At 67.5% G+C, this 23,880-nt stretch carries 24 protein-coding genes; 10 read left to right on the forward strand and 14 right to left on the reverse strand.

Annotated features, from left to right (window positions below; genetic code table 11):
* Positions 1 to 113 precede the first annotated feature (113 nt).
* From HMPREF3014_RS06380 to HMPREF3014_RS06415, 8 genes are all read right to left on the reverse strand, one after another.
* Positions 114 to 1,439 (reverse strand): two-component response regulator AauR, encoded by a 1,326-nt coding sequence (locus HMPREF3014_RS06380; protein ID WP_003104097.1) that lies wholly within the window; start codon positions 1,437 to 1,439, stop codon positions 114 to 116.
* A complete protein-coding gene (locus tag HMPREF3014_RS06385) occupies positions 1,436 to 3,337 on the reverse strand; it encodes a sensor histidine kinase (protein WP_003140368.1) in 1,902 nt (633 codons plus the stop codon). The genes HMPREF3014_RS06380 and HMPREF3014_RS06385 overlap by 4 nt, the downstream gene beginning before the upstream one ends.
* Positions 3,338 to 3,432: 95 nt before the next feature.
* Positions 3,433 to 4,521 carry an asparaginase gene (locus tag HMPREF3014_RS06390; RefSeq protein WP_003104093.1) on the reverse strand — a complete coding sequence of 363 codons (1,089 nt, stop codon included), beginning with the start codon at positions 4,519 to 4,521 and terminating at the stop codon, positions 3,433 to 3,435.
* Between the two features lie 83 nt (positions 4,522 to 4,604).
* A complete protein-coding gene (gene ggt / locus HMPREF3014_RS06395; protein WP_003086881.1) occupies positions 4,605 to 6,278 on the reverse strand; it encodes a gamma-glutamyltransferase in 1,674 nt (557 codons plus the stop codon).
* A 77-nt stretch (positions 6,279 to 6,355) separates the two neighbouring features.
* Positions 6,356 to 7,090, reverse strand: coding sequence for an amino acid ABC transporter ATP-binding protein (locus HMPREF3014_RS06400; RefSeq protein ID WP_003082761.1), 735 nt, complete (start codon positions 7,088 to 7,090; stop codon positions 6,356 to 6,358).
* On the reverse strand, positions 7,087 to 7,755 hold the full coding sequence (locus HMPREF3014_RS06405) for an amino acid ABC transporter permease (RefSeq protein ID WP_003082765.1): 669 nt from the start codon (positions 7,753 to 7,755) through the stop codon (positions 7,087 to 7,089). The genes HMPREF3014_RS06400 and HMPREF3014_RS06405 overlap by 4 nt, the downstream gene beginning before the upstream one ends.
* On the reverse strand, positions 7,752 to 8,498 hold the full coding sequence (locus HMPREF3014_RS06410) for an amino acid ABC transporter permease (protein ID WP_003082767.1): 747 nt from the start codon (positions 8,496 to 8,498) through the stop codon (positions 7,752 to 7,754). The genes HMPREF3014_RS06405 and HMPREF3014_RS06410 overlap by 4 nt, the downstream gene beginning before the upstream one ends.
* A 202-nt stretch (positions 8,499 to 8,700) precedes the next feature.
* The gene (locus HMPREF3014_RS06415; protein ID WP_003082770.1) at positions 8,701 to 9,609 is read right to left on the reverse strand and encodes a glutamate/aspartate ABC transporter substrate-binding protein; all 909 of its coding nucleotides are present in this window, start codon (positions 9,607 to 9,609) and stop codon (positions 8,701 to 8,703) included.
* A 451-nt stretch (positions 9,610 to 10,060) separates the two neighbouring features.
* On the opposite strand from HMPREF3014_RS06415, the gene pagP reads away from it, so the two are divergent.
* The 3 genes from pagP (at position 10,061) to HMPREF3014_RS06430 (ending at position 13,182) form a co-directional block, all read left to right on the forward strand.
* Positions 10,061 to 10,519 (forward strand): palmitoyltransferase PagP, encoded by a 459-nt coding sequence (pagP, locus tag HMPREF3014_RS06420; protein ID WP_003082771.1) that lies wholly within the window; start codon positions 10,061 to 10,063, stop codon positions 10,517 to 10,519.
* 95 nt (positions 10,520 to 10,614) lie between these two features.
* Positions 10,615 to 11,409 (forward strand): SDR family NAD(P)-dependent oxidoreductase, encoded by a 795-nt coding sequence (locus HMPREF3014_RS06425; RefSeq protein WP_003082773.1) that lies wholly within the window; start codon positions 10,615 to 10,617, stop codon positions 11,407 to 11,409.
* Positions 11,410 to 11,592: 183 nt separating this feature from the next.
* A complete protein-coding gene (locus HMPREF3014_RS06430) occupies positions 11,593 to 13,182 on the forward strand; it encodes a RimK family protein (protein ID WP_023087633.1) in 1,590 nt (529 codons plus the stop codon).
* A 10-nt stretch (positions 13,183 to 13,192) separates the two neighbouring features.
* Here the strand turns inward: HMPREF3014_RS06430 and HMPREF3014_RS06435 are convergent, their stop codons facing one another.
* Positions 13,193 to 14,758: an aminotransferase class I/II-fold pyridoxal phosphate-dependent enzyme gene (locus HMPREF3014_RS06435; protein ID WP_017002034.1), complete on the reverse strand. Its 1,566-nt coding sequence runs from the start codon at positions 14,756 to 14,758 to the stop codon at positions 13,193 to 13,195.
* Positions 14,759 to 14,823: 65 nt separating this feature from the next.
* The gene (locus tag HMPREF3014_RS06440; RefSeq protein WP_003082787.1) at positions 14,824 to 15,516 is read right to left on the reverse strand and encodes a helix-turn-helix transcriptional regulator; all 693 of its coding nucleotides are present in this window, start codon (positions 15,514 to 15,516) and stop codon (positions 14,824 to 14,826) included.
* Between the two features lie 434 nt (positions 15,517 to 15,950).
* Between HMPREF3014_RS06440 and HMPREF3014_RS34780 the strand changes: the two genes are divergently transcribed.
* The 4 genes from HMPREF3014_RS34780 (at position 15,951) to HMPREF3014_RS06460 (ending at position 18,987) form a co-directional block, all read left to right on the forward strand.
* The gene (locus HMPREF3014_RS34780) at positions 15,951 to 16,289 is read left to right on the forward strand and encodes a hypothetical protein (protein ID WP_003112384.1); all 339 of its coding nucleotides are present in this window, start codon (positions 15,951 to 15,953) and stop codon (positions 16,287 to 16,289) included.
* A 182-nt stretch (positions 16,290 to 16,471) separates the two neighbouring features.
* Positions 16,472 to 16,822 carry a YciI family protein gene (locus tag HMPREF3014_RS06450; RefSeq protein ID WP_003082795.1) on the forward strand — a complete coding sequence of 117 codons (351 nt, stop codon included), beginning with the start codon at positions 16,472 to 16,474 and terminating at the stop codon, positions 16,820 to 16,822.
* 174 nt (positions 16,823 to 16,996) lie between these two features.
* Entirely contained in the window at positions 16,997 to 17,746 is a 750-nt protein-coding gene (locus HMPREF3014_RS06455; protein WP_003107663.1) for a DUF899 domain-containing protein, read from the forward strand.
* A 17-nt stretch (positions 17,747 to 17,763) separates the two neighbouring features.
* On the forward strand, positions 17,764 to 18,987 hold the full coding sequence (locus HMPREF3014_RS06460) for an RNA polymerase sigma factor (RefSeq protein WP_003082803.1): 1,224 nt from the start codon (positions 17,764 to 17,766) through the stop codon (positions 18,985 to 18,987).
* Positions 18,988 to 18,994: 7 nt separating this feature from the next.
* Here HMPREF3014_RS06460 and HMPREF3014_RS06465 read toward each other — a convergent pair whose 3' ends face one another.
* The 3 genes from HMPREF3014_RS06465 to HMPREF3014_RS06475 all read right to left on the reverse strand — a co-directional run bounded on the left by HMPREF3014_RS06465 (position 18,995) and on the right by HMPREF3014_RS06475 (position 21,251).
* A complete protein-coding gene (locus HMPREF3014_RS06465) occupies positions 18,995 to 20,206 on the reverse strand; it encodes an MFS transporter (RefSeq protein WP_016253673.1) in 1,212 nt (403 codons plus the stop codon).
* A 169-nt stretch (positions 20,207 to 20,375) separates the two neighbouring features.
* The gene (locus HMPREF3014_RS06470; protein ID WP_003082839.1) at positions 20,376 to 20,789 is read right to left on the reverse strand and encodes a VOC family protein; all 414 of its coding nucleotides are present in this window, start codon (positions 20,787 to 20,789) and stop codon (positions 20,376 to 20,378) included.
* 36 nt (positions 20,790 to 20,825) lie between these two features.
* Positions 20,826 to 21,251 carry a YciI family protein gene (locus HMPREF3014_RS06475; protein WP_003086910.1) on the reverse strand — a complete coding sequence of 142 codons (426 nt, stop codon included), beginning with the start codon at positions 21,249 to 21,251 and terminating at the stop codon, positions 20,826 to 20,828.
* A gap of 257 nt (positions 21,252 to 21,508) precedes the next feature.
* Between HMPREF3014_RS06475 and HMPREF3014_RS06480 the strand changes: the two genes are divergently transcribed.
* The 3 genes from HMPREF3014_RS06480 to HMPREF3014_RS06490 all read left to right on the forward strand — a co-directional run bounded on the left by HMPREF3014_RS06480 (position 21,509) and on the right by HMPREF3014_RS06490 (position 23,450).
* Entirely contained in the window at positions 21,509 to 21,778 is a 270-nt protein-coding gene (locus tag HMPREF3014_RS06480) for a MoaD/ThiS family protein (protein ID WP_003106812.1), read from the forward strand.
* Between the two features lie 20 nt (positions 21,779 to 21,798).
* Positions 21,799 to 22,905 carry a WD40/YVTN/BNR-like repeat-containing protein gene (locus HMPREF3014_RS06485; RefSeq protein ID WP_003123007.1) on the forward strand — a complete coding sequence of 369 codons (1,107 nt, stop codon included), beginning with the start codon at positions 21,799 to 21,801 and terminating at the stop codon, positions 22,903 to 22,905.
* A 68-nt stretch (positions 22,906 to 22,973) separates the two neighbouring features.
* A complete protein-coding gene (locus HMPREF3014_RS06490; RefSeq protein ID WP_003086914.1) occupies positions 22,974 to 23,450 on the forward strand; it encodes a YbaK/EbsC family protein in 477 nt (158 codons plus the stop codon).
* Between the two features lie 15 nt (positions 23,451 to 23,465).
* On the opposite strand, the gene HMPREF3014_RS06495 is transcribed toward HMPREF3014_RS06490, so the two are convergent.
* Complete coding sequence (locus tag HMPREF3014_RS06495; RefSeq protein WP_003106807.1) at positions 23,466 to 23,864, reverse strand: VOC family protein; 399 nt, start codon at positions 23,862 to 23,864, stop codon at positions 23,466 to 23,468.
* Positions 23,865 to 23,880: the final 16 nt, after the last annotated feature.

The raw sequence follows: 23,880 nt of genomic DNA on the forward strand, positions 1-23,880 counted from the left end.
GGGCGAATAACGCCCCCGGCGTTATCCGCCGAGCGGAATCGCTGGCGGGTGAGAAATGTCGGATGAAGCATCGCGCCCTGCGCCAGGCGGGCAGGGCGAAGAGGGCCCCCGGCCTATTGCAGGCCGTACTTCTTCACCTTGTCGAACAGTGTGGTCTTGGCCATGCCCAGGTCCTGGCTGGCCTGGGTCAGGTTGCCGTGGTGGCGGGCCAGGGCGTCGCCGAGCAGGGCCTTCTCGAATGCCTCCACCGCTTCGGCGAAGCGCGGGCCGCCGGTCTGTACGGCCTGGCCGCCCTTGTTGAACACCGGCAGGCCGAGGGCGAAGCGTTCGGCGACGTTGCGCAGTTCGCGTACGTTGCCCGGCCAGTCGTGGGCCATCAGGCTGGCCACGGTGGCACGGTCGAGTTCCGGCGCGGGGCGGTCGAAGCGCAGCGAGGACTGCTGGAGGAAGTGTTCGAAGAGCAGCAGGATGTCCTCGCGGCGGTCGCGCAGCGCCGGCAGTTCCAGGCTCACCACGTTGAGCCGGTAGTAGAGGTCGCTGCGGAACTGGCCGCTCTTGCCCATGGCGGCGAGGTCTGCCTTGGTCGCCGCGATCACCCGGCAGTCCACCGGGATCGACTGGTTCGAGCCGAGGCGTTCCAGGGTGTGTTCCTGCAACACCCGCAGCAGCTTGATCTGCAGGTTGACCGGCATGCTCTCGATCTCGTCGAGGAACAGCGTGCCGCCGTTGGCATGCTCGATCTTGCCGATCCGCCGCTTGTTGGCACCGGTGAAGGCGTGCGCCTCGTGGCCGAATATCTCGCTGTCGAACAGGTTCTCCGGCAGGCCGCCGCAGTTCAGCGCGACGAAGGCATGCTGGTGGCGCCGGCTATAGTCGTGGAGGCAACGCGCCACCAGCTCCTTGCCGGTGCCGGTCTCGCCGAGGATCAGCACGTTGGCCGAGGTGTCGCCGACGTTGGCGATCAGCTCGCGCAACGCCTGGATCGCCGGCGAGCGGCCGATGATCCGTTGCGCCAGGTCCTGGCGGCCGGCCAACTGGCGACGCAGCGCGCTGACCTCGCGGGCCAGCCCGCGCTGCTCCAGGGCGCGGCGGGCGACCTCGACCAGGCGTTCCGGAGAGAAGGGCTTCTCCATGAAGTCGTAGGCACCGGCGTGCATCGCCTGTACCGCCATGGAGATGTCGCCGTGACCGGTGATCAGCACCACCGGCAGGCTCGGGTCGAGGGACTTGAGACGCTCCAGCAGGGTCAGGCCATCGATGCCGGGCAGGCGGATGTCGCTGACGACGATGCCGGCGAAGTCGCGGTCGACCCGTTGCAGCGCCTCCTCGGCGCTGCCGACGCCGATGCAGGGGATGTCCTCCAGCTCCAGCGCCTGCTGGCAGCCGAGCAAGACATGCGGATCGTCTTCGACGATCAGGACGGAAAGCGGCTCGTTCATCGGGCGGGACTCGCAGTCGGGGAATCGGGAACCAGGGACAGGCTCAGCTCGAAGGCGGTTCCGCCGCTTTCGGGGTGCTGCACGCTGAGGCTGCCGCCGGCGGCGGTGGCCAGGCTGGCCGAGAGGGTCAGGCCGAGGCCCAGGCCATGTTCGCCGGGCTTGGTGGTGAAGAAGGGTTCGAACAGGTGGACGCGCGCCGCCGGCGGGATACCGGGGCCGTTGTCGCGCACGCGCAGGACGTAGCGCTCCTCCTCGCGCCGGCCTTCCAGCCAGAGCTGGCGGTCGGCCTGCCCGCTCATGGCGTCGAGGGCGTTGGCCAGCAGGTTGACCAGGATCTGCTCCAGGCGGGTCTGGTCGATGCCCAGGCGCACATCGTCGAAATGCCGGTGCAGGGTCGGCGGGTCCTGCTCCAGGCGCCCGTGCAGGATCAGCAGCGCCGCGTCCACCGCCTTGGCCAGGCTGGCCTGGCCGGCGTCGTCGCTGCGCCGGGCGAAGGCACGCAGGCTGGCGGTGATGCGGCCCATGCGGTCGACCAGTTCATTGATGGTGGCGAGGTTGGTGCTGGCGGTCTCCAGTTTGCCGCGCTGGAGGAAGCGCACGGTGTTGCCGGACAGCGTACGCAGCGCCGCCAGTGGTTGGTTGAGTTCGTGGGCGATGCTGGTGGACATCTGCCCGATCACCGCCAGCTTGCCGGCCTGGACCAGTTCGTCCTGGGCCTTGCGCAGGGTGTCCTCGGCCTGCTGGCGCTCGTGGATCTCGGCGGTCAGGCGTGCGTTGCTGGCCTGCAGGTCGGCGGTGCGTTCGGCGATCTTCACTTCCAGCTCGCCGTTGGCCCGTTGCAGCGCCTCGCGCGCGGCGAGGCGGGTGGCGAGTACCTTGCGCCGCTCGTTCCAGGCGATCAGCAGGAATGCCAGGAGGGCGAAACCGATGGCGGCCAGCATGCCGTTGCGCACCGCGTCGCGGCGCAGGTCTTCCAGCGGGCTGAGCAGGGTCAGGTTCCACGGCGTGTCATTCAGCGCGCGGGTCTGCGCCAGGTAGGTGACCGCTTCGCCGCGCGGGTGCTGCTCATCGGCGGGGAAACTGAGCTTCTCCACTCCGGCGGCCAGCGGCTCGCGCAGCAGCGGCTGCCACTCGTTCAGCGCCCACCAGTAGTACTGCATGCTGCGCGCCAGGCGCTCCTTGTCGTCGGCGCTCAGGGAGCGCACCGCCTTCAGGCGCAGGGCAGGGTTGCTGGAGAGGATGATGATGCCGTTCTCGTCGCTGACGAAGGCTTCCAGGCGCGCCTTCTCCCAGCGCTCCTCGAGGGCGTCCATCTTCACCTTGACCACCGCCACGCCGATGATCCGGCCGCCGTGGACCAGGCCGTGGGCCAGGTAGTAGCCCGGCTCGCCGCGGGTGCTGCCGATGCCGTAGAAGCGGCCCGGCTTGCCCTTCATCGCGTCCTGCCAGTAGGCGCGGAACGACAGGTCCTCGCCGAGGTAGCTGTCCGGGTCGCTCCAGTTGCTGGTGGCCAGGACCCGGCCGTTGGTGTCCAGCAGGTACACCGCGCGGCTGCCGGCGCGGCGGTTGAGGCCTTCGAGGTAGGCGTTGACCTGGTTGCGCCGGTATGGCGTCGGGTCGGTGAGCAGGTGACTGACGCTGCGCTCCAGCTCCAGCAGGCTGGGCAGGTAGGTGTACTTGCTGATCTCGCTCTCGACCGTCCGTGCATGCAGCTCCAGCTGGCGTTCGCCATTCTCGGCGAGGGCACGGATGCCGGCGCTCTCGCTGATCCGGTAGCCGCCGTAGCCGAAGCCGAGCATCAGCAGGAGCAGGGGAATGGGGAGCAGCAACTGGCGGACGAGGCGGGGCTTCACGGTCAGTGACGGAGGTACGCTGCAGGGCGGGTCGGGGGATTCCATCACAGTCGTCGCGGCTAGGCCAGCCCGCCGCCACGATGGGCGGCGGAGCGGGCGGTTTTCCGGCACGGCCGGCAGGCGGCGCCGGAAGGGTTCACTCAGTATTCCCAGAAGATCCGTTGCAGCTCCTTGCTGTCCTGGGTCTTGGTCATCGCGACCGCGGCCAGGATGCGCGCCTTCTGCGGGTTCAGGTCGTGGGCGACGATCCAGTCGTTCTTGTCGTCCGGCTGCTCGGCGTTGCGCAGGACGAAGCCGCCGGCATTGACGTGCGAGGAGCGGATGATCTGCACGCCCTGCTTGCGCAGTTCCTGCAGGGTCGGCACCACGCGCGCGGGCACCGAGCCGTTGCCGGTGCCGGCATGGATGATCGCCTTGGCGCCCGCCTGGGCCAGGGCCTTGTAGGCGGTGTCGCTGACGTTGCCGTAGCTGTAGGCGATTTCCACCGGAGCCAGCGCGGAGATCTGCTTGATGTCGAACTCGGAGTTCACCGTGTGCCGCTTCACCGGTGCGCGGAACCAGTAGCTCTTGCCCTCGACCACCATGCCCAGCGGGCCCCACGGGCTCTTGAACGCTTCGGTCTTGATGTTGACCATCTTGCTCGCGTCGCGGCCGGAGAGGATCTCGTCGTTCATGGTGATCAGCACGCCCTTGCCGCGTGCCGACTTGTCGCCGGCCACCGCCACGGCGTTGTACAGGTTGAGCATGCCGTCGGCGGACATCGCGGTGCCCGGGCGCATCGAGCCGACCACCACGATAGGCTTCTCGGTGTGCTCGACCAGGGTCAGGAAGTAGGCGGTCTCTTCCAGGGTGTCGGTACCGTGGGTGATCACGATGCCGTCGACGTCGTCGCTATCGGCCAGCTTGGCGACGGTCTTGCCCAGTTCCAGCAGGTTCTCGTTGGTGAAGCTTTCCGAGGCGATCTGGAACACCTGTTCGCCGCGGACGTTGGCGATGTCCTTGAGCTGCGGCACGCTGGCCAGCAACTGGTCGACCGGCACCTTGGCGGCGGTGTAGGTGGCGCTGTTGGCGGCGCTGGCGCCGGCGCCGGCGATGGTGCCGCCGGTGGCCAGGATGACCACGTTGGACAGTTTCTGTTGCGGTGCGACTTCCTTGGCCTGGGCGGCCTGCGGCAGCAGGAGCATCAGGGCCATAACACCGGGGGCGAACGCGTGGAGCAATGGCTTCATGGCGATATCTCGTGTCGGTAGGTTGGTAGGGTTATCGTCGTTGCACGCAATCAGGCGCGGGCGGCGGGCCGCCCGCCGTCCTGTCAGGGTTTCACCACCAGGCCGACGCCGCGGCCACGGGGATCGGAGGCGGTCTCCAGGGCCTTGCCGTCGACGCGGATGGCCTGGATATCGCCCATGTTCCAGCCCTGGTCCTCCAGGGTGTAGCCCATCGCCTTCAGCTCCTCGGCGACCTTGCCGGCGAGCGGCGCGTAGGCGTCGTAGTAGATCGTGTCCTTGGGCAGCAACTGGTGGTGCACGCGCTGCGCGGCCACGGCCTTCTCCAGCGGCAGGTGGAAGTCGTAGATGTTGTTCAGCACCTGGAAGATCGAGGTGAAGATCCGCGAGCCGCCGGGAGTGCCGACCACCAGGCTGACCTTGCCGTCGCGGGTGACGATGCTCGGGCTCATCGAGGAGAGCATGCGCTTGCCCGGCTCGATGGCGTTGGCGTCGCTGCCGACCACGCCGAAGGCGTTGGCCACGCCCGGTTTGGCGCTAAAGTCGTCCATCTCGTCGTTGAGCAGGAAGCCAGCGCCCTTGACCACCACGCCGCTGCCGAAGTCCCAGTTGAGGGTGTAGGTGTTGCTCACCGCGTTGCCGTCGGCGTCGACGATGGAGAAGTGCGTGGTCTGGTGCGGCTCCAGGCCGGGACGGACCTTCTCGGTCGGCGAGATCGCCGTCGGATTGACCTCGGCGGCACGCTGCTTCAGGTATGCCGGATCGGTCAGGCGCGCCACCGGGACCTTGGAGAAGTCCGGGTCGCCGAGGTAGTCGGCGCGGTCGGCGAACACGCGTTTCTCGATCTCCGCCAGCAGGTGGATGTAGCGCGCGGAGTTCAGCTCGACGCCCTTGAAGTCGGCGGCACGGTTTTCCTTGATGCCCAGCAACTGGGCCAGGGCGATCCCGCCGGAGCTTGGCAGCGGCGCGGTATAGAGCGTGTTGCCCTGCCAGTCGACGCGCATCGGTTCGCGCCACCTGACCTTGTAGTCGGCGAGGTCCTGGTGGGTGATCAGTCCCTTGTCCTGCTGCATCTGTGCCACCAGCAGGTCGGCGGTATGGCCTTTGTAGAACTCGTCCGGGCCCTTGTCGGCGATACGCTCCAGGGTCTTCGCCAGGTCCGGCTGGAGGAACGCCTCGCCGGCCTTCATGTGGCCGAAGTAGTCGCCGAAGTTGGTCTTGCCGTTGAACAGGGCGACGGCGTCCTGGCGGTACTGGAACTGCTTGTCGGCGACCTTGAAGCCCTTTTGCGCGTAGCCGATGGCCGGGGTCAGCAGCTCGCTCCAGGGCAGCTTGCCGAACCGCTTGTGGGCTTCCCAGAGGCCCATCACGGTGCCCGGCACGCCAGCGGCCTTGGCGCCGACCAGGCTGAGGTTCTCGATCACCTCGCCCTTGTCGTCCAGGTACATGGTCTTGCTCGCGGCCTTCGGCGCCACCTCGCGGTAGTCGAGGAAGTACGGCTTGCCGTCCATGTACAGGGTCATGAAGCCGCCGCCGCCGATGTTGCCGGCCTCGGGGTAGGTGACCGCCAGGGTGAAGGCGGTGGCCACCGCGGCGTCCACCGCGTTGCCGCCGGCCTTGAGGATCTGCGCGGCGACCTTGGCGCCGTACTCGTCGGGCGCGGCGACGGCGCCGCCGTCGAGCGTGGCGGCGAAGGCCGAGGAGGATGCGGCGGCAATGGCGACGCCGAGGGACAGGGTTCTGAAGAGCACAGGTTGCATGGGCTTTCCCTATTTATTGTTATCGCAGGCGAGGGTGGAGCAGGCCCCCGCCGGGCGGGCCGGCGAGGGCGGGTACATCAGTGCGGGAGGATCTTGGCGAGGAACTGCTGGGCACGTTCGGAGCGGGCGCTGACGTCGCCGAAGAACTCCTCCTTCTCGCAGTCTTCCACGATCTGCCCGCGGTCCATGAAGATCACCCGGTTGGCGACCTTGCGCGCGAAGCCCATCTCGTGGGTCACGCACATCATGGTCATGCCTTCGTGGGCCAGCTGGACCATCACGTCGAGCACTTCGTTGACCATTTCCGGGTCGAGCGCCGAGGTCGGCTCGTCGAACAGCATCACCACCGGGTCCATCGCCAGCGCGCGGGCGATCGCCACGCGCTGCTGCTGGCCGCCGGAGAGCTGGCCGGGGTGCTTGTGCGCGTGCTCCTTGAGACCGACACGCTCGAGCAGGGCCAGGCCCTTCTTGGTGGCTTCTTCCTTGCTGCGGCCGAGTACCTTGATCTGCGCGATGGTCAGGTTCTCGGTGATGCTCAGGTGGGGAAACAGCTCGAAATGCTGGAACACCATGCCGACCCGCGAGCGCAGCTTGGGCAGGTTGGTCTTCGGATCGGCGATGGAGGTGCCGTCGACGACGATGTCGCCCTTCTGGAAGGGTTCCAGTGCGTTGACGCACTTGATCAGGGTCGACTTGCCCGAGCCCGACGGCCCGCAGACCACCACCACTTCGCCTTTCGCAACCTCGGTGGAGCAGTCGGTCAGGACCTGGAAGTCGCCATACCACTTGCTGACATTCTTGATGGAAATCATACGGTTAACCTTTTCTGCAGACGTTTGACGGCGAACGAGGCGGTGAAGCTTACGACGAAGTAGACCAGGCCGGCGAAAATCAGGAACTCGTTGGCCTGGCCGATGATGTCGCCGCGCGAACGGGCCGAATTGAGGAAGTCCATCAGGCCGACGGTATAGACCAGCGAGGTGTCCTGGAACAGGATGATGCTCTGTTGCAGCAGCAGCGGGGTCATCTTGCGGAACGCCTGCGGCAGGATCACCAGGCGCATGGTCTGCCCGTAGGTCATGCCCAGTGCCTGGGCGGCGCCCATCTGGCCTTTCGGGATGGCCTGGATGCCGGCGCGGACGATCTCGCAGTAGTAGGCCGCCTCGAACATCATGAAGGCCACCAGGCAGGAGGTGAACGCCCCCACCGGGGTGTCCTCGCCGGTGATCCAGCGCAGGATGAAGGGCACCGCGAAGTAGAACCAGGTGATCACCAGCAGCAGCGGGATCGAGCGGAAGTAGTTGACGTAGAAGCCGGCGATGTTCGACAGCAACTTGCTGTGCGACAGCCGCATCAGCGCCAGCACGGTACCCAGCGCGACGCCGCCGAGGACGCCGAGGACCATCAGCTTGAGGGTCATCAGCATGCCTTCCCAGAGGCTCGGCAGGGCGGGAACGATTCCACTGAAGTCCATCATTTACCTCCTACGGAGATCAGGCCCGGTACGGCGACCTTTCTCTCCACCAGGCGCATGATCAGCATCAGGCTCATGTTCAGCGTGAAGTAGATCAGCGTGGCCAGGGTGAAGGCCTCGAACAGATTGGCGGAGAACTCGGCAGTCTGCTTGGTCTGCGCCAGCAGCTCCATCAGGCCGATCAGCGACGCCACCGAGGAGTTCTTGAAGATGTTGAGGAACTCCGAGGTCAGCGGCGGGATGATGATCCGGAAGGCCTGCGGCAGCAGCACGTGGCGGTAGATCTGCGGCAGGCGGAAGCCCATCGCGCGGGCCGCCGAGGTCTGCCCGTAGGGCAGCGCCTGGATGCCGGTGCGCACCTGCTCGCAGACCCGCGCGGCGGTGAACAGGCCGAGGCAGACGACCACGCTGAGGTAGGCCGAGGTAGTCGGGTTGAGGTCCTGCTTGAACCAGGTCTGCAGGCCCTCGGGCAGCAGGTCGGGTACCAGGAAGTACCAGATGAACAGCTGCACCAGCAGCGGCACGTTGCGGAAGATTTCCACGTAGGCGGTGGCGATCCCCGATACCAGGCGGTTCGGCACGGTGCGCATGACGCCGAGCAGCGAGCCCAGCGCCAGGGCGATGATCCAGCCGACCAGGGCGATGGCGATGGTCCAGCCCAGACCGGCGATGTACCAGTCGAGGTAGGTTTCGCTGCCGATCCCGGTGGACTTGAAGAACACGCCCCAGTCCCAGTTGTAATTCATGTTGGGGTTTCCCCTCGGTTCAATCGGTTGCAGACACTGGCGGGGAAGGCAGGCGCCGGCGCGGCCGTGCGGGCCGGCGGCGCTGCTCTTCCGGGGGAGACGGCTGGGGAGGGGCAGGCCCCTCCCGCGTCCCCGAGGCCCCGCCGCGAGGCGGGGGCGACGCGCGAAGCGCTGGCGCTCCGGGAGGAACGCCAGGCGCTCGTTACATCTGCTCGGCGGCCTTGTCGGTCGGGCTGGCGATCAGCTTCTTCAGCTCTTCGCTCATGGGGAAGTTGAGGTTCAGGCCCTTCGGCGGGATCGGCTGGGTGAACCACTTGTCGTAGATCTTGTTGACCTCGCCGGAGGCGTAGGTATCGGTGATGGCCTTGTCGACCACTTTCTTGAACGCCGCGTCGCCCTTGCGCACCATGCAGCCGTAGATCTCGAAGGACTGCGGGGTGCCGCCGACGACCCAGTCGTCCGGCTTCTTGGCCTTGGCCATTTCGCCGTAGAGCAGCGCGTCGTCCATCATGAAGGCCACCGCGCGGCCGGATTCGAGCATCATGAAGGACTCGCCGTGGTCCTTGGCGGAGATGATGTTCATGCCCATCTTCTTGTCCGCGTTCATGGCCTTGAGCAGGCGCTCGGAGGTGGTGCCGGCGGTGGTCACCACGTTCTTGCCCTTGAGGTCGTCGAAGTCCTTGATGTTGGCGGTCTTCTTCGACAGCAGGCGGGTGCCGACCTCGAAGATGCCGACGGAGAAGTCGACCTGCTTCTGGCGCTCTTCGTTGTTGGTGGTGGAGCCGCACTCGATGTCCACGGTGCCGTTCTGCACCAGCGGGATGCGGGTCTGCGAGGTGACCAGGTTATAGCGGACCTTCAGCTCGGGGAGGTTGAGTTCCTTCTTCACCGCCTCGACCACTTTCAGTTGCAGGTCGTGGGAGTAGCCGATCGGCTTGCCCGGCTCGGTGCCGAGGTAGGAGAAGGGAATCGAAGCGTCACGGTGACCGAGGGTGATGGTGCCGGTTTCCTTGATCTTCTTCAGCGTGCCGGTGAGCTCGTCAGCGACGACCGGAGCGGACAACAGAGCGGCCACGATGGCGGTGCTCAGCAGACTGGGAGCGATACGCATGAATTTCTTCCTCGACTTGTTTTGATTTTTATTGAGCCGCGAGCGCCTGGCCTCTCCGGGACAGGGTGTTTCGCGGTTTTCCCCGGCGGGGGAAGCCACGAGAGTATCGTGCTTGCCGAACAGTGTAGTGGCAGGATGCATGCCAGCTTATGAAATCCGGTTTTTTTTAGCCTAACCGTTTGAAAGTAAAAGAAATTAAATTTGGATGAAAATGCCCCGAAATGGCCTTTCGTCCGCTCTTCCGAATATTTTCGGGGCATGGCGTTCGGTTTTCCGAACGTTTCGCCGAGGTCCGTTCTTGAGCCATTCCGGGGTTTTCTGACGGTTCGTTCAGAAATTGTTCAGGCTTCGTTCAGGCCCGATTCAGGCCGGGTTCAGCAGAATTCACGCTGCGAGGCGCAAGCCGTCACGTCTTGCCTTCCTTCCCTGGCGACGGCCGCCTGGAGTCCACATGCGCTATCTCATCCTCAGCCTGCTGGCCGTGCTCGCCGCACCTGCCTGGGCTGCCGACGACGGCGACTTCTGGTACCTGCAGACCAGCGTCTACACCCGGCATTTCAACCCGGATCCTGAACACAACAATCACCAGGACCTGCTCGGCCTCGAATACAACCGCGCCGATGGCGTGCTGGCCGGCGGTGCGACCTTCCGCAACTCGTTCAGCCAGCGCTCCAACTACGCCTACCTGGGCAAGCGTTTCGACAGTGACAGCTACCCGGTCTACCTGAAGCTCACCGGCGGCCTGTTGCAGGGCTATCGCGGCGAATACCGCGACAAGATCCCGCTGAACCGCTTCGGCGTCGCGCCGGCGATCATCCCCTCGGTGGGCGTTCGCTTCGGCCCGCTGGGCAGCGAGCTGGTGCTGCTCGGCAATTCGGCGGCGATGATCAACCTCGGCCTGCGTCTCTGAGGCCAGGAACGAGCACGGAACGCTGGCTGGTCTAGGCTGTCGTCTGTTCCCCGAGCCGCGTTCCTGAGCGGTTCGTCACTCGACAGGAGACTCCCATGCAGATCGATCTGAGCGACAAACTGGCAATCGTCAGCGGTTCCACCGCCGGCATCGGCTTCGCCATCGCCAGCGGCCTCGCCGCCGCCGGCGCCACCGTGGTGGTCAACGGACGTAGCCAGGCGGCGGTGGACCGTGCGATCGCGGCGATCCGGAACGGCCAGCCGGATGCCAGGGTGCGCGGCGTCGCCGGCGACCTGGGCACGGCGGAAGGCTGCGCGGCTTTCGTTGCGGCCGAGCCGAAGGCGGACATCCTGGTCAACAACCTGGGCATCTTCGAGCTGAAGGACTTCTTCGACATCGAGGACGCCGAGTGGAGCCGCTTCTTCGAGGTCAACGTGATGTCCGGGGTGCGCCTGGCCCGCGCCTACGTCCCGGGAATGGTCGAGCGCGGTTGGGGGCGAGTGGTGTTCCTGTCTTCGGAATCGGCGTTGAACATCCCGGCGGACATGATCCACTACGGCTTCAGCAAGACCGCCAACCTCTCGGTGTCGCGCGGCCTGGCCAAGCGCCTGGCCGGCACCGGGGTGACGGTGAATGCGGTGCTGCCCGGACCGACCCTCACCGAAGGCGTCGCCGAGATGCTCCGCGAGGATGCGCAGAAAGCCGGGCAGAGCATAGAAGAGGCCGGCACCGCCTTTGTCCGGCAGCACCGTTCCAGTTCGATCATCCAGCGCCTGGCGACGCCCGAGGAAGTCGCCAACCTGGTGGTCTACACCTGCTCGACCCAGGCCTCGGCGACCACCGGCGCGGCCCTGCGGGTCGACGGCGGGGTGCTCGACAGCCTGGCCTGACGAGCGCGCAACGCCAGCGTAAAAATGCTCCTCGGCACTCGCGGCGCGGTGCCCGGCGGCCCTGGCCGGTTGCCGCGCCGGCGTCTGGCGGCGGCGCTCGTAAAGCTTGCGTAACGAGGCGCGACAGGAGGCGCCGGCAGGTCTAGAACGGCAGGTACCGTCATTCAGAGGATACCGCCACTCATGTCAGCAGCCTCGTTAGCCACCCTCGACGGGTCGCTCCGCATGACCCTCGTCGAGCAACCCCGACCGCCGGCTCTCGCCGACCTCGGCAGCCGCCTGATGATCGTCGTCGAGCGACGCGAGGACTGGGCCTCCTACCTGCCCAGCGAGGAAGTACTCACCGCCCAGGAATACCTCGAGCAATCGGCGCGCGACCACGGCGGCCGCCGCGTGCAGGTGATCAACCTGTGCCGCGGCTACAAGTACCTCGGCCTCGGCTACTACTGTTCGCTGCTGGCCGAGGCCCGTGGCCACCGGGTGATCCCGTCGCTGCGCTGCATCAGCGAACTGGCTCGCAAGTCGGTGTACGGGCTGGCCCTGGGTGGCCTCGACAAGGCCCTGGACAAGGCGCTGTGCCGTACGCCCTATGGCGCCACCGACGGCTTCACCCTGACCCTGTATTTCGGCCATACCGAGTTCGAGCCGCTGGCCGACCTCGCCCGCCAGTTGTTCGAAGCCTTTCCCTGTCCGATCCTGCTGGTGGAGTTCCGTCGCCAGCAGGGCTGGCATATCGAGGGCGTGCGCCCTGGCGTGCTGAACCGCCTGCGCAGCGACCAGGAGGACGTTTTCGCCGACGCTCTCGACGGTTTCAGCCGGCGCGCCTGGCGCATGCCGCGTTCGCGGCGGGTGGCACGCTACGACATGGCGATCCTCCACGATCCCGACGAAGCGCTGCCGCCGTCCAACCCGCAGGCGCTGGCCAACTTCGTACGGGTCGGCGCCAGCCTCGGCATCGACGTCGAACTGATCGGACGCAAGGACTACGCGCGCCTGGCCGAGTTCGACGCCCTGCTGATCCGCGAGACCACCCGGGTCGACCACCATACCTATCGCTTCGCCGAGAAGGCCGAGCGCGAAGGCCTGGTGGTGATGGACGACCCGGCATCGATCCTGCGCTGCACCAACAAGGTTTACCTGGCCGACCTGCTTGGTTGCCGGCAACTGGGCATGCCGCTCACCGAGATCCTCTACAAGGAACGCCCGCAGGACTGGCAGCGGGTGGCCCGGCGCCTGGGCTTCCCGCTGGTGCTGAAGATTCCCGATGGCTGCTTCTCCCGTGGCGTGGTCAAGGTCAACGACGACAGCGAACTGCTGGCGGCGGCGAGCGAGCTGTTCGAGCGCTCGGTCCTGTTGCTGGCCCAGGAGTTCTTCTACACCGAGTACGACTGGCGCATCGGCGTGCTCGACCGCCAACCGCTGTACGCCTGCCAGTACTTCATGTCGCGCGGCCACTGGCAGATCTACAACCACAAGGCCGACGGCCAGGACGTCAACGGCGAGTGCCGCGCCGTGCCGCTGGAGCAGGTGCCGCCGGCGGTGCTGGAGCTGGCCCTGGAGGCCGCCGGGCGGATCGGCGACGGCCTCTACGGGGTGGACCTGAAGCAGGCCGGCGACAAGGTGCTGGTCATCGAGGTCAACGACAACCCGAATATCGATGCCGGCGTCGAGGACGGCCAGCTCGGCGACGAACTCTACCGGCGCATCCTCCAGGCCTTCGTCCAGCGCCTGGAACTCAAGCACCGTGGCCAGTTGAGCAAGGCGCTGCGCTGAACGGCGCGCCTCAGTCCGGCCGGCGCGTGGCCAGGCGCAGGCCGGAGCCGCGGGCGAGGGCGGCCGGCCTGACGCAACGGACCCGGTAGCGGCCGCGCTCATCGATCTCGATGCCCTGCAACTCGGGAGCGAAACCGGGAAAGTGCTCGCCGAAGGCCTGCAAGGCCAGCAGGTAGTCGATCAGCGCCGGCGATTCCTCGGCCACCCGTTCGCCGGGCAATAGCAGCGGCGTGGCCGCCGGATGGACGCCGACCAGGCTGGCGACCACACGGCCGCCGAGCCTGTCGATCGCCACCGCTTCGGTTTCGTCCCTGACCAGGTGCCCATAGACCGTGGCCGGCGCCAGCGCGGCGTGGCCGGCAGTCCTGGCGGCGGCGTCGGCGAGGGCGGTCAGGTGCAGCCGCAGGCTGGCTTCGTGGATCATCGCGCAGAGTTCGCGCAGGCCGATGTAGCGGTACAGCGGCGAGCTGTCGAGCAACTCCGGCAACACCTGCTTCAGCGGCGCATCGTCGTCGTGCCGGCGTTTGAATTCGCACAGCCTGTCCACCAGCGGCTGCGCGTGTTCCGCCCTGGCGCCCTGGGGAAACAGCAGCAGGAAGCGATAGTCGCCGGTGCGCAACGGGGCGATGCCGTGCCGGCGCAGGTAGCGGCAGACCACCGCGGCGGGTACTCCGAAGCTGGCCGGGCGACCGCGCGAATCGAGGCCGGGGGCGCTCAGGGCGACGCGCAGCGGGTCCAGCCGAGGACTGCTGTCGAGTGTCTCGGCGAGCCCGTGCCAGCGCTTCGCCGGCGTCTCCCGGCCGGCCTCGATGCCAGGCCCCGGGTTGCCCCGCAGTATCTCGAAGAACCACGTATCGCCATCCTCCCTGGCGAGCCGCGCGGCGGCTTCCCAGAGCGCCCGGCGAAAGGCCTCGGCGATGTCGCCGGCGTGCGCCGCCGGGGCTCCCGCGGACGTCTTGCGGTAGGCCGTGGAGAGGTCGTTCAGCGGTGTCGCCAGGCGCTCCGCGGTGCTCCCCGAGCCGATCCGCCACTGCTTGGCCGGCGCCAGGTCGAGGCGTGCGCGGCCGTTGTAGCGGGCGCTCACCGGCGTGCGCGGGACCGGCGGGGCATAGTCGCGCAGCCGCCTGGGGCCCGCCGGGGCGCGCCATTCGCGCAGGTCGCTGTCGATGCGCTCGGCGATGAAGCGTGCGGGGCCGGCGGCCAGGTTGAAGCATCCCTGGACCTCGTCCAGTAGCTGGCTGGACAACTGCTCGATGCGCAGTTGACGAAACAACAGGAACAGCGGGATGGACGGCGCGACCTGGCGGAGTTCATCGAGCGCCGCCAATTGTGCGGCTTCGTTCTCGCCTGTCGGCTCCGCGACGAGCAGGAGGATGCCGGCGGGGTGCGCGGCGTTGCCGAGAAAATCCAGGGCGACCTTGCGGCTTGGCGCCTGGAAGAGCCGATAGCCGCGTATTTCCAGTTGTCGACAAAGCTCGGAAAGACGATTCGCATCATTGGCCGCGTTTATGTTGGAAGTGACGAGTATTGAATGACGCGAAGGATTGTTTCGAGACATGCTGTTGTCCTTGTCCATTCGAACCGCTCGGTTTCGCCGGCAAAAGCGTCGCCCGGCACGCCGAAGGCTCTCGCGAGGCGCGACTAGTGATTGATGATGTACTTGGCGCTGGCGAAGGTCGGCGGGATATAGAAGTTCCACTTCTTTTGCCGGGCGAGTGCCTTGAAGGCGCCGATGCAACTGCAACCGACCTTCTGGAAGATGTTGCTCTTGTGAAACTTGACGGTACTCAGGGAGCGGCTGATCTGTTCGGCTATTTCTTTTTCCGAGAGACCGGAAAGCAGCAGGTAGATCACGTCCCATTCGCGCGAGGTGAACAACTCCGAGGGGGGCGTGAAGGTGAAGGTACCGATGCCGTCGGTGGCGATGAAGCCGCGCGGGGCGACCGAGGTCAGGGTCTTGGCATGGGCGATCACCCCGGTGCGGTTGCCGCGCCGGTCATACAGCGGCATGCGCTCGAAGTACAGGCAGCAGGGCGCCGGATGGTCGTCCGGCCTGAGCAGCGCCAGGGCCTCGATGCGCTTGCCGGTCTGGATGACCAGCTTGTCGTGCTCTTCGATGCTGGCACTGAAGGGGGACAGCAGGGAGTTCTTCTGGCCGAACCGCGGGGTGATCAGTTCGGTATAGCGACGATTGACATAGACGAAGTTGAGACAGTTGTCTTTCACACTCCAGGCCTCTTCGCTCTGCTCCCAGGAAATGATCAGTTCGATGGGAATGTGCACCGACATGTGGTGAGTCATGTCCAGCAGCTTTTCGATATCCAATAGCGTCATTGGCTACTCCACTCATTTACATGTGGGCGGGTCTTTGAATGGAAGAAAGATGGCGAGGCGAGTGCGTGCCGGGATGTTCGTTGGGACCTGCGGAAGTTTCTCTGGCAAGTGCTATCTTCTTTTCGGTGGCGTTCGACTCCTGCGTCTGCGAAGTGTTACCGGAGCAACTACGCCGGGGCGCAATTCGATTTCAGGTTATATCCGCGACCTCATGCCCAGGCTGTACTTTTGATCGAGTTTTTTTGCGCTGTTCTAATAGGGGGCGGGCGCGTTGTTCGAAAAGTCGATTGACAGCTGACGGAGGTGGCCAGGGTCCTATCGAACAATTCCAGGAATTCCCTTTTTCCAATGCGCGATGCCACCGGTCCGTACTTCGCTCGCCGGGGCCGTTGCGCGGCTATGGTGGAAGTCCCGAGGCCTATCGAGGCTTTGTCATGTCGCGTGTGCTTTTCCTGCTCCTGGCCATGGTGCTCGCCGGCCTGGGCCAACCGACCCTCGCCGCGCCCCTGCCGGACGAGCTGCCGGCAGCGTTGCCCGCCGCGCCGCCGGTCGCGCCGTTGCCCATGGGCAGCGCGCCACAGCCGCAACCGGAGGCCGCCGAGCCGGACCTGCCGGGTAGCGACGCGGCCAGCGCCGACGGGGAGGCGACGACCAAGGACGGCTTGAAGATCGGCAACGGCAGTCTCCGCCTGCGCCAGGACGATCCCGGGCCGACCCGGGAAAGCCCGCTGCGCGATCCCCGCCTGAATCCCTACGCACCGCGTCAGCCCTGACCGACGGCCCGCGCCCGGTGGTCGGGCGGGTCTAGGCTTGTGCTGCGGTCGGCGGCGTTCCACGGCGAGCGCCGACCGTTCGTCCGCGCCGCGGGCTTTTTTCCCCGCCACTGTCGAAAGGCGCCCTCGCCGGGCGACTACCGAACGAACGGATCGTCGATCCGCACCAGGAGCCCACCGCCATGAAATACCTCTGCCTGATCTATTTCGACGAAGCGAAGCTGGCCGCCGTGCCGGCCGAGGAGCTTGCCGCCATCGTCGACGAGTGCATGACCTACTCCGACCAGTTGGGCAAGGCCGGCCACTACATCGCCTCGCACGCCCTGCAGTCGGTGCAGACCGCCACCACCCTGCGCCACCAGGGCGGGCGGCTGGCGATGACCGACGGGCCGTTCGCCGAGACCAAGGAGCAACTCGGCGGCTTCTACCTGATCGAGGCGCGTGACCTCAACCAGGCCCTGCAGATCGCCGCGAAGATTCCGCCGGGACGGCTCGGCTGCGTCGAGGTGCGACCGGTCAAGGAATGGGAGTGAGGGCGCCCGGCGCCGGAGGTGAAGCATGTGCCCCCTGTGCATCGCATCCCTGTCCCTGGTGTGCGCCGGCGGCGCTTCGCTGGCCGGCTTCGCCCTGGCGACCGGGCGCCGGCGCCGCTGGCGGAACGACCCCGGGCAGGCTGGAAAACCGAGAATTTCCGTGGAGAATCGGCAATGAATCCTTCTTTGCAGGACCACCCGGTGAGCAACCGGGAACAATGGCTGGACGCCCGTCGCCGCCTGCTGGCGCGGGAAAAGCAACTCACCCGCCTGCGCGACCAGGTCGCCGCCGAACGACGCGAACTGCCCTGGGTCAGGGTGGACAAGGACTACCGCTTCCAGGGCGAGCGCGGTGAGCGTTCGCTGGCCGAGTTGTTCGGCGGCAATAGCCAGCTAATCGTCTACCACTTCATGTTCGCGCCGGGCTGGAGCGAAGGCTGCGTCGGCTGTTCGTTCCTCGCCGACCACATCGACGGCGCCAACCGGCACCTGGCGCACCACGACGTCAGCCTGGTGGCGGTATCGCGCGCGCCCCTGGAAGAGTTCCAGGCGTTCCGCCGGCGCATGGGCTGGCGTTTCGACTGGTACTCCTCGTACGGCAGCGATTTCAACCGTGACTTCGGGGTGTCCTTCGACAAGGCGCAACTGGCCGCCGGCAGCGTCGACTACAACTACCAGCCGACCCCCGACGCCGGCGAGGAAATGCCGGGTGCCAGCGTGTTCCTGCGCAATCCGGCGGGCGAGGTGTTCCACACCTATTCGGCCTATGCGCGCGGCCTCGACATCCTGCTCACCACCTACAACTTCCTCGACCTGACGCCCAAGGGGCGCAACGAGGACGCGATCATGGACTGGCTGCGTCACCACGACCGCTACGACGAGGCGCCGAAAAGCGCCTGCTGCCATGCGCAGGCCAGCCATTGAGGGAGCACGGCGAGCCGTTGCGCAGCCGCATCGAGGCGCTGTACCGCGAGGAGTCGCGGCGCGTGCTGGCGACCCTTATCCGCCTGCTCGGCGATTTCGAGCTGGCCGAGGAGGCCTTGCACGACGCCTTCATCGCCGCCGTCGAGCAGTGGCCGCGCGACGGTATCCCGCGCAACCCGCGCGCCTGGCTGGTTTCCGCTGGGCGCTTCAAGGCCATCGACAACCTGCGCCGGCGAGCGCGTTTCGACGCCTCGCAGCGACTGCTCGCCGAGCAACTGGAAGAGCAGGCCGAGGCGCCGGCGGAGGAGGGCGATGCGGTGGAAGACGACCGGCTACGCCTGATCTTCACCTGCTGCCACCCGGCGCTGACCCCCGAGGCACAGGTGGCGCTGACCCTGCGCGAGGTCTGCGACCTGCGCACCGAGGAGATCGCCCGCGCCTTCCTCGCCGCGCCCAGCGCCATCGCCCAACGCATCGTGCGGGCCAAGAACAAGATCCGCGAGGCCCGGATTCCCTACCAGGTACCGACCCTGGAGGAACTCCCCGAGCGGCTGGGCAACGTCCTGCAAGTGATCTACCTGGTGTTCAACGAGGGCTACTCGGCCTCCACCGGCGCCAGCCTGACCCGCGCCGATCTCAGCGGCGAGGCGATCCGCGTCGGCCGCCTGCTGGTCGAGCTGCTGCCCGACCCCGAGGCCCTCGGCCTGCTCGCCCTGATGTTGCTGCACGACTCGCGGCGCCAGGCGCGGATCTCGGCCAGCGGCGAACTGGTGCGGCTCGACGAGCAGGACCGCGCTCTGTGGGATCGTGGACTGATCGTCGAGGGGCTCGGCCTGGTCGAGCGGGCCCTGGCCAGCCGCCGCGTCGGGCCCTACACCCTGCAGGCGGCGATCGTTGCGGTGCATGCCCAGGCGCCGCGCGCCGAGGACACCGACTGGGCACGGATCGTCGCCCTCTACGACGCGCTGCTGTACCTGGCGCCGTCGCCGGTGGTCGAACTCAACCGCGCCGTGGCCTTGGCCATGCGCGATGGCGTCGAGGTCGGGCTGGCCGTGGTCGATGCGTTGCTGGCGCGAGGTGAACTGGCCGATTACCACCTGGCGCACTCGGCGCGTGCCGACTTCTGCCGCCGTCTCGGTCGCCGCCGCGAGGCCCGCGAGGCCTACCGCGCGGCGCTGGCCCTGGCGCGCCAGGAGCCGGAGCGGCGCTTCATCGAGCAGCGCCTGCGCGAACTCGATTGAAGCCGGCTCAGGCGCCGTTGGCGCAGGCCGTACGCGCTTCGCCGCCAACGCCACGGGTGAACCACCAGAACGCCAGGGCCGCCAGGCTGATCGCCGCGCCGAGCAGGCTCACCGCGTCCCAGCCGGCCCAGGCGTACATGGCGGTGCCGGCGCTGGCGCCGAGGCCGCTGCCGGCGGCGTAGAACAGCATGTAGCAACCCACCAGGCGGCTGTGGGCGCGCGGGTCGATGGCGAAGACCAGGCTCTGGTTGAGCACATGGATCGCCTGGCCGGCGAGATCGAGCAGCAGCACGCCGAGAATCAGCGCCGCCAGCGAATGCGCGCCGAGGGCGAGCGGCAGCCAGGACAGCAGCAACAGCAGCAGGGCGCCGCCGCTGAGCGCCTGGGCGTGGCCGCGATCGGCCAGGCTGCCGGCCCGCGCCGCGCCCAGCGCGCCGAGCGCGCCGACCAGGCCGAAGGCGCCGATGGCGCTGTGCGACAGCGAATGCGGCGGCGCGCCGAGCAGCAATACCAGGCTGCTCCAGAACACCCCGAAGGCGGCGAACATCAACAGCCCGAGCAGGCCGCGCACCTGCAGCACGCGCTGGCTCGCCAGCAGGCCGAACATCGAGCCGAGCAGTTGCCGGTAGGTCAGCCCCAGTTCGTTGCTCGGCGCCGCCGGCAGTACCCGCCAGAGCAGCAGGCCGAGCCCGCCCATGCTCGCTGCCGAGACCAGGTAGACGCTGCGCCAGCCGCCGAGGTCGGCGAGCAGCCCGGCCAGGCTGCGCGCCAGCAGCAGGCCGATCACCACGCCGCCCTGCGCCGCGCCGACCACCCGCCCGCGCTCGCCAGGCGCCGCCAGCGCCGCGGCGTAGGCCAGCAGTCCCTGGGTCATGGCGGTGCCGAGCAGGCCCAGTCCGAGCAGCCCCAGCGCCAGGCCGAGGGTATCGCCGGCGAAGCCCACCAGCAGCAGCGACAGCACCAGCAGCAGGAGCTGGACGAACATCAGCCGGCGCCGCTCCAGCAGGTCGCCCAGCGGCACCACCAGCAGCAGCGCCAGGGCGCAACCGGCCTGGGTCGCGCCGAACAGCAGGCCGACCCCGGCCTGGCCGATGGCGAACTCGGCACCGAGGACGTCCAGCAGCGGCTGGGCGTAATAGACGTTGGCCACGCTGAGACCGCAGGCGACGGCGAACAGCAGCACCAGCGCGGAGGGGAGGGAGGATGGCGAGGATGGCATGCGAAGCGCTCCGTAAGGTTTCAATATGAAACTAAAGCGGAGGCTAGGAATTTTGGTTTTAAAATGCAACCTATATTATCGCAGCAGTGCGTCTATCGATCGCGACTCGCGCACAGTGGAACGCGGGCCCGCCGCTGATTCACCTGGCGGCGGGCCCGCGTAGCGGACGCTACCGGTCCTGCTCGCAGTTGACCATCCAGGCCACGCCGAAGCGGTCGGTGAACATGCCGAAGCTCGCCGCCCAGAAGGTCGGGCCCAGCGGCATCTGGACCGAGCCGCCCTCGGCGAGGGCGTTGAACAGGCGCTCGGCCTCGGCCTTGCTGTCGACGTTAAGGCTGATGGAACAGCCCTTGATGCCTTCGTAGGGATAGGCCGGGTGATTGTCCGAGGCCATCAGGGCGAAGCTGCCGACCACCAGCCGTGCGTGCATGATCTTGTCCTTCCAGTCGGCCGGGATGTCGCCGCACTCGGGGCTGTCGCCGAACGGCAGCATGGCCTCCAGGGTGCCGCCCAGGTGCTGGTGGTAGCAGCTGAAGGCCTCCCGGCAATTACCGTTGAAGATCAGGTAGGGGACGATTTGCATGGCGCTTTCCTCGTTCTTGGCGGAGTGCGGGGCGGTTCAGTTGCGTTTTTCCAGCTCGGCGCGCAGGCGCTCCTCGCGCTCGCGCAGTTCCGGGGTGAACTCCTCGCCGAAGTCCTCGGCCTCGAAGACCTGGCGGATCTCGATCTCGGATTCGCCGTCGAATGGGTTCGGGCATCGCTTGACCCACTCGATGGCCTCTTCCAGGGAGGCCACCTGGAACATCCAGAAACCGGCGATCAGCTCGCGGGTCTCGGCGAAGGGGCCGTCGATCACCGTCCGCGCGTTGCCGGAGAAACGCACCCGGGCGCCCTTGGCGCTGGGCTGTAGCCCTTCGCCGGCGAGCATCACCCCGGCCTTGACCAGTTCCTCGTTATAGCGGCCCATCGCCGCGAGCAGTTCCTCGCTGGGCATCTCGCCGGCTTCGGAAGCCTGGGTGGCCTTGACGATCACCATGAATCTCATCTGCGTTCTCCTTGTTGTTCTGCGCAATGACGGCCCGTTCTGGCCCGCCTCCCGAACTGGTCGAACGGCAGGCCGGCGGATCGACAGGCGACGGCGGTTTTTTCGCTGGCCGGGGCAGTATAGGAGGCCCGCGCCGAGCGGCCGGGATGGCCGACGAGCGTCGCTGCGGAGTGTGCCGACCGCTGGGCGGGCCGCGCCAGCCGTGGCCTGCAGGGCTTCTACACTGTTCCGGCAGAGCCATTTCCGCGAGCCTCGGCATGCCCCGTATCGTCTTCGCCCCGGCCATCCAGCGGCACGTCGCCATGCCCGCGCTGGACGTCGGCGCCGCCACCGTCGCCTCCGCCTTGCAGGCGGCCTTCGCCCGCGAGCCTCGCTTGCGCGGCTACCTGCTCGACGACCAGGGCAGTCTGCGCCGGCATGTGGCGCTGTTCGTCGATGGCGTGCAGGTCCGCGATCGCCGGGGATTGGGCGATCCGCTCCAAGACGATAGCGAGATCTACGTGGTGCAGGCGCTGAGCGGCGGTTGACCAACAGAGGAGAACATCCGGTGAGCGAGCGACTCTATGTCGGCACCCGCAAGGGCCTGTTCGAGCTGCGGCGCAACGCGGCGGGCCAGTGGCTGCCGATGGCCAGCCACTTCCTCGGCGAGCCGCTGAGCATGCTCCTCGCCGACCCGCGCGACGGCGCGCTCTACGCGGCGCTGAATCTCGGCCATTTCGGCGTCAAGCTGTGGCGTCGCGACGCCGGCGCGACGGACTGGAAGGAATGCGCGGTGCCGGTCTATCCGCCGCAGCCGCCAGCGGCCGAACCGCTGGAAGGCCAGGCGGCGGAGCCACCCTGGTCGCTACAGCAGTTGTGGATCCTCGAGCCAGGCGGCGCCGACCGGCCCGGCACGCTGTGGGCCGGGACCATCCCCGGCGGCCTGTTCCGCTCTGACGACCGTGGCGCCAGCTGGCGCCTCAACCGCGAACTCTGGGAACGACCCGAACGCGCCCAGTGGTTCGGCGGCGGCTACGACCATCCCGGCATCCATTCCATCTGCGTCGACCCACGCGACAGTCGCCACCTCACCGTCGCGGTGTCTTGCGGCGGCGTCTGGCAGAGCCACGACGACGGCCGCAGCTGGACCTGCACCACCAGAGGCATGCGCGCCGACTACATGCCGCCGGAGCAGAGCGAGGAGGCGGCGATCCAGGACCCGCACCGCCTGGTGCAGTGCCAGGCGCGCCCGGAGTTCCTCTGGGTGCAGCACCACAACGGCATCTTCCGTTCCCGCGACGGCGGCCTGCATTGGCAGGGCGTGGTCGCCGAGCCGTCCAGCTTCGGCTTCGCCGTCGCCGTGCATCCGCGGCAGCCGGACACGGCCTGGTTCGTCCCGGCGACCAAGGACGAATGCCGCATTCCCAGGGACGCCCGTTTCGTGGTCACCCGCACCCGCGACGGTGGCCACAGCTTCGAGACCCTCGAGCGCGGCCTGCCCGATGGCCCGGCCTACGACCTGGTCTACCGCCACGGCCTGGACATCGACCCCAGCGGCGAGCGCCTGGCCATGGGCTCGACCACCGGCGGCCTGTGGCTCAGCGAGAACGGCGGGGAGGACTGGCAGCAGCTCTCCGCCAACCTGCCGCCGATCTACTGCGTGCGCTTCGCCTGAGCGCGCGGCGCTGGACAGCCTCGGCGCGCTTGCATAAGTTCGTGGGTTTTCGCCAAGGAGCCCACCCCATGAGCCTCGAATCCGTCCGGCGGTTCTTCGCCGAGAAAGCCCCGGACCTGCGCATCATCGAGCTGGAAACCAGCACCGCCACCGTCGCCCTGGCCGCCGAGGCCCATGGCGTGGAGCCGGGGCGGATCGCCAAGACCCTGTCGCTGCGGGTCGGCGAGCGCACCGTACTGGTAGTGGCGCGCGGCGACGCGCGGCTGGACAACCGCAAGATCAAGGCCGCCTTCGGCGGCAAGGCGAAGATGCTCGGCGCCGAGGACGTGGTCGAGCTGACCGGGCACCCGGTCGGCGGAGTCTGCCCGTTCGGCCTGGCGACGCCGCTGGCGGTGTACTGCGACGTCTCGCTGCAAGCCTTCGACGAAGTGCTTCCGGCCGCCGGGGCGGTGCACAGCGCGGTCCGTATCGCCCCGCAACGGATGGCCGAGCTGGTGGATGCGCAGTGGGTCGATGTATGCCAGGAAGTCCTCCAGGAAGCCTGACGGCAACTGCCGGGCTCAGGCCAGATTGAGCTGCCAGGACACCCCGAAGCGGTCGGCCAGCCAGGCGAAACGCTGGCTGAAGCCGTAGTCGCCGAGCGGCATCAGGGCCTTGCCGCCGTCGCTCAGGGCCTCGGCCAGGCGCTCGATCTGCGCGTTGCTCTCGCAGTCGACGAAGAAGGAGAACGCCGGGGTGAAATCGAAGGCGTGCCGCACATGGCTGTCGATGCAATGCACGCTCTGGTCGCCGAGGCGGAACAGCGCCTTCAGCACCGAGCCCTCCGGGCCCGGCCCCTCGGCGCCGTAGCGCTGGATCTGGAGGATCTCGGCGTCGTCGAACAGCGACAGGTAGAAGTTCATGGCCGCCTCGGCCTGGACCCCCTGGAACATCAGGAAGGGTCGTACGCGTGCGCTCATCGCGGTCTCCTCTGGA

Origin of the sequence: Pseudomonas sp. HMSC065H01 (assembly GCF_001815235.1) — a bacterium.
GTDB lineage: Bacteria > Pseudomonadota > Gammaproteobacteria > Pseudomonadales > Pseudomonadaceae > Pseudomonas > Pseudomonas aeruginosa.

What these genes read in the sequence shown, in the direction of transcription:
- HMPREF3014_RS06380 (WP_003104097.1), bottom strand. Translation starts at nt 1,439, where the DNA reads ATGAACGAGCCGCTTTCCGTCCTGATCGTCGAAGACGATCCGCATGTC.
- HMPREF3014_RS06385 (WP_003140368.1), bottom strand. Translation starts at nt 3,337, where the DNA reads ATGGAATCCCCCGACCCGCCCTGCAGCGTACCTCCGTCACTGACCGTG.
- HMPREF3014_RS06390 (WP_003104093.1), bottom strand. Translation starts at nt 4,521, where the DNA reads ATGAAGCCATTGCTCCACGCGTTCGCCCCCGGTGTTATGGCCCTGATG.
- ggt (WP_003086881.1), bottom strand. Translation starts at nt 6,278, where the DNA reads ATGCAACCTGTGCTCTTCAGAACCCTGTCCCTCGGCGTCGCCATTGCC.
- HMPREF3014_RS06400 (WP_003082761.1), bottom strand. Translation starts at nt 7,090, where the DNA reads ATGATTTCCATCAAGAATGTCAGCAAGTGGTATGGCGACTTCCAGGTC.
- HMPREF3014_RS06405 (WP_003082765.1), bottom strand. Translation starts at nt 7,755, where the DNA reads ATGATGGACTTCAGTGGAATCGTTCCCGCCCTGCCGAGCCTCTGGGAA.
- HMPREF3014_RS06410 (WP_003082767.1), bottom strand. Translation starts at nt 8,498, where the DNA reads ATGAATTACAACTGGGACTGGGGCGTGTTCTTCAAGTCCACCGGGATC.
- HMPREF3014_RS06415 (WP_003082770.1), bottom strand. Translation starts at nt 9,609, where the DNA reads ATGCGTATCGCTCCCAGTCTGCTGAGCACCGCCATCGTGGCCGCTCTG.
- pagP (WP_003082771.1), top strand. Translation starts at nt 10,061, where the DNA reads ATGCGCTATCTCATCCTCAGCCTGCTGGCCGTGCTCGCCGCACCTGCC.
- HMPREF3014_RS06425 (WP_003082773.1), top strand. Translation starts at nt 10,615, where the DNA reads ATGCAGATCGATCTGAGCGACAAACTGGCAATCGTCAGCGGTTCCACC.
- HMPREF3014_RS06430 (WP_023087633.1), top strand. Translation starts at nt 11,593, where the DNA reads ATGTCAGCAGCCTCGTTAGCCACCCTCGACGGGTCGCTCCGCATGACC.
- HMPREF3014_RS06435 (WP_017002034.1), bottom strand. Translation starts at nt 14,758, where the DNA reads ATGGACAAGGACAACAGCATGTCTCGAAACAATCCTTCGCGTCATTCA.
- HMPREF3014_RS06440 (WP_003082787.1), bottom strand. Translation starts at nt 15,516, where the DNA reads ATGACGCTATTGGATATCGAAAAGCTGCTGGACATGACTCACCACATG.
- HMPREF3014_RS34780 (WP_003112384.1), top strand. Translation starts at nt 15,951, where the DNA reads ATGTCGCGTGTGCTTTTCCTGCTCCTGGCCATGGTGCTCGCCGGCCTG.
- HMPREF3014_RS06450 (WP_003082795.1), top strand. Translation starts at nt 16,472, where the DNA reads ATGAAATACCTCTGCCTGATCTATTTCGACGAAGCGAAGCTGGCCGCC.
- HMPREF3014_RS06455 (WP_003107663.1), top strand. Translation starts at nt 16,997, where the DNA reads ATGAATCCTTCTTTGCAGGACCACCCGGTGAGCAACCGGGAACAATGG.
- HMPREF3014_RS06465 (WP_016253673.1), bottom strand. Translation starts at nt 20,206, where the DNA reads ATGCCATCCTCGCCATCCTCCCTCCCCTCCGCGCTGGTGCTGCTGTTC.
- HMPREF3014_RS06470 (WP_003082839.1), bottom strand. Translation starts at nt 20,789, where the DNA reads ATGCAAATCGTCCCCTACCTGATCTTCAACGGTAATTGCCGGGAGGCC.
- HMPREF3014_RS06475 (WP_003086910.1), bottom strand. Translation starts at nt 21,251, where the DNA reads ATGAGATTCATGGTGATCGTCAAGGCCACCCAGGCTTCCGAAGCCGGC.
- HMPREF3014_RS06480 (WP_003106812.1), top strand. Translation starts at nt 21,509, where the DNA reads ATGCCCCGTATCGTCTTCGCCCCGGCCATCCAGCGGCACGTCGCCATG.
- HMPREF3014_RS06490 (WP_003086914.1), top strand. Translation starts at nt 22,974, where the DNA reads ATGAGCCTCGAATCCGTCCGGCGGTTCTTCGCCGAGAAAGCCCCGGAC.
- HMPREF3014_RS06495 (WP_003106807.1), bottom strand. Translation starts at nt 23,864, where the DNA reads ATGAGCGCACGCGTACGACCCTTCCTGATGTTCCAGGGGGTCCAGGCC.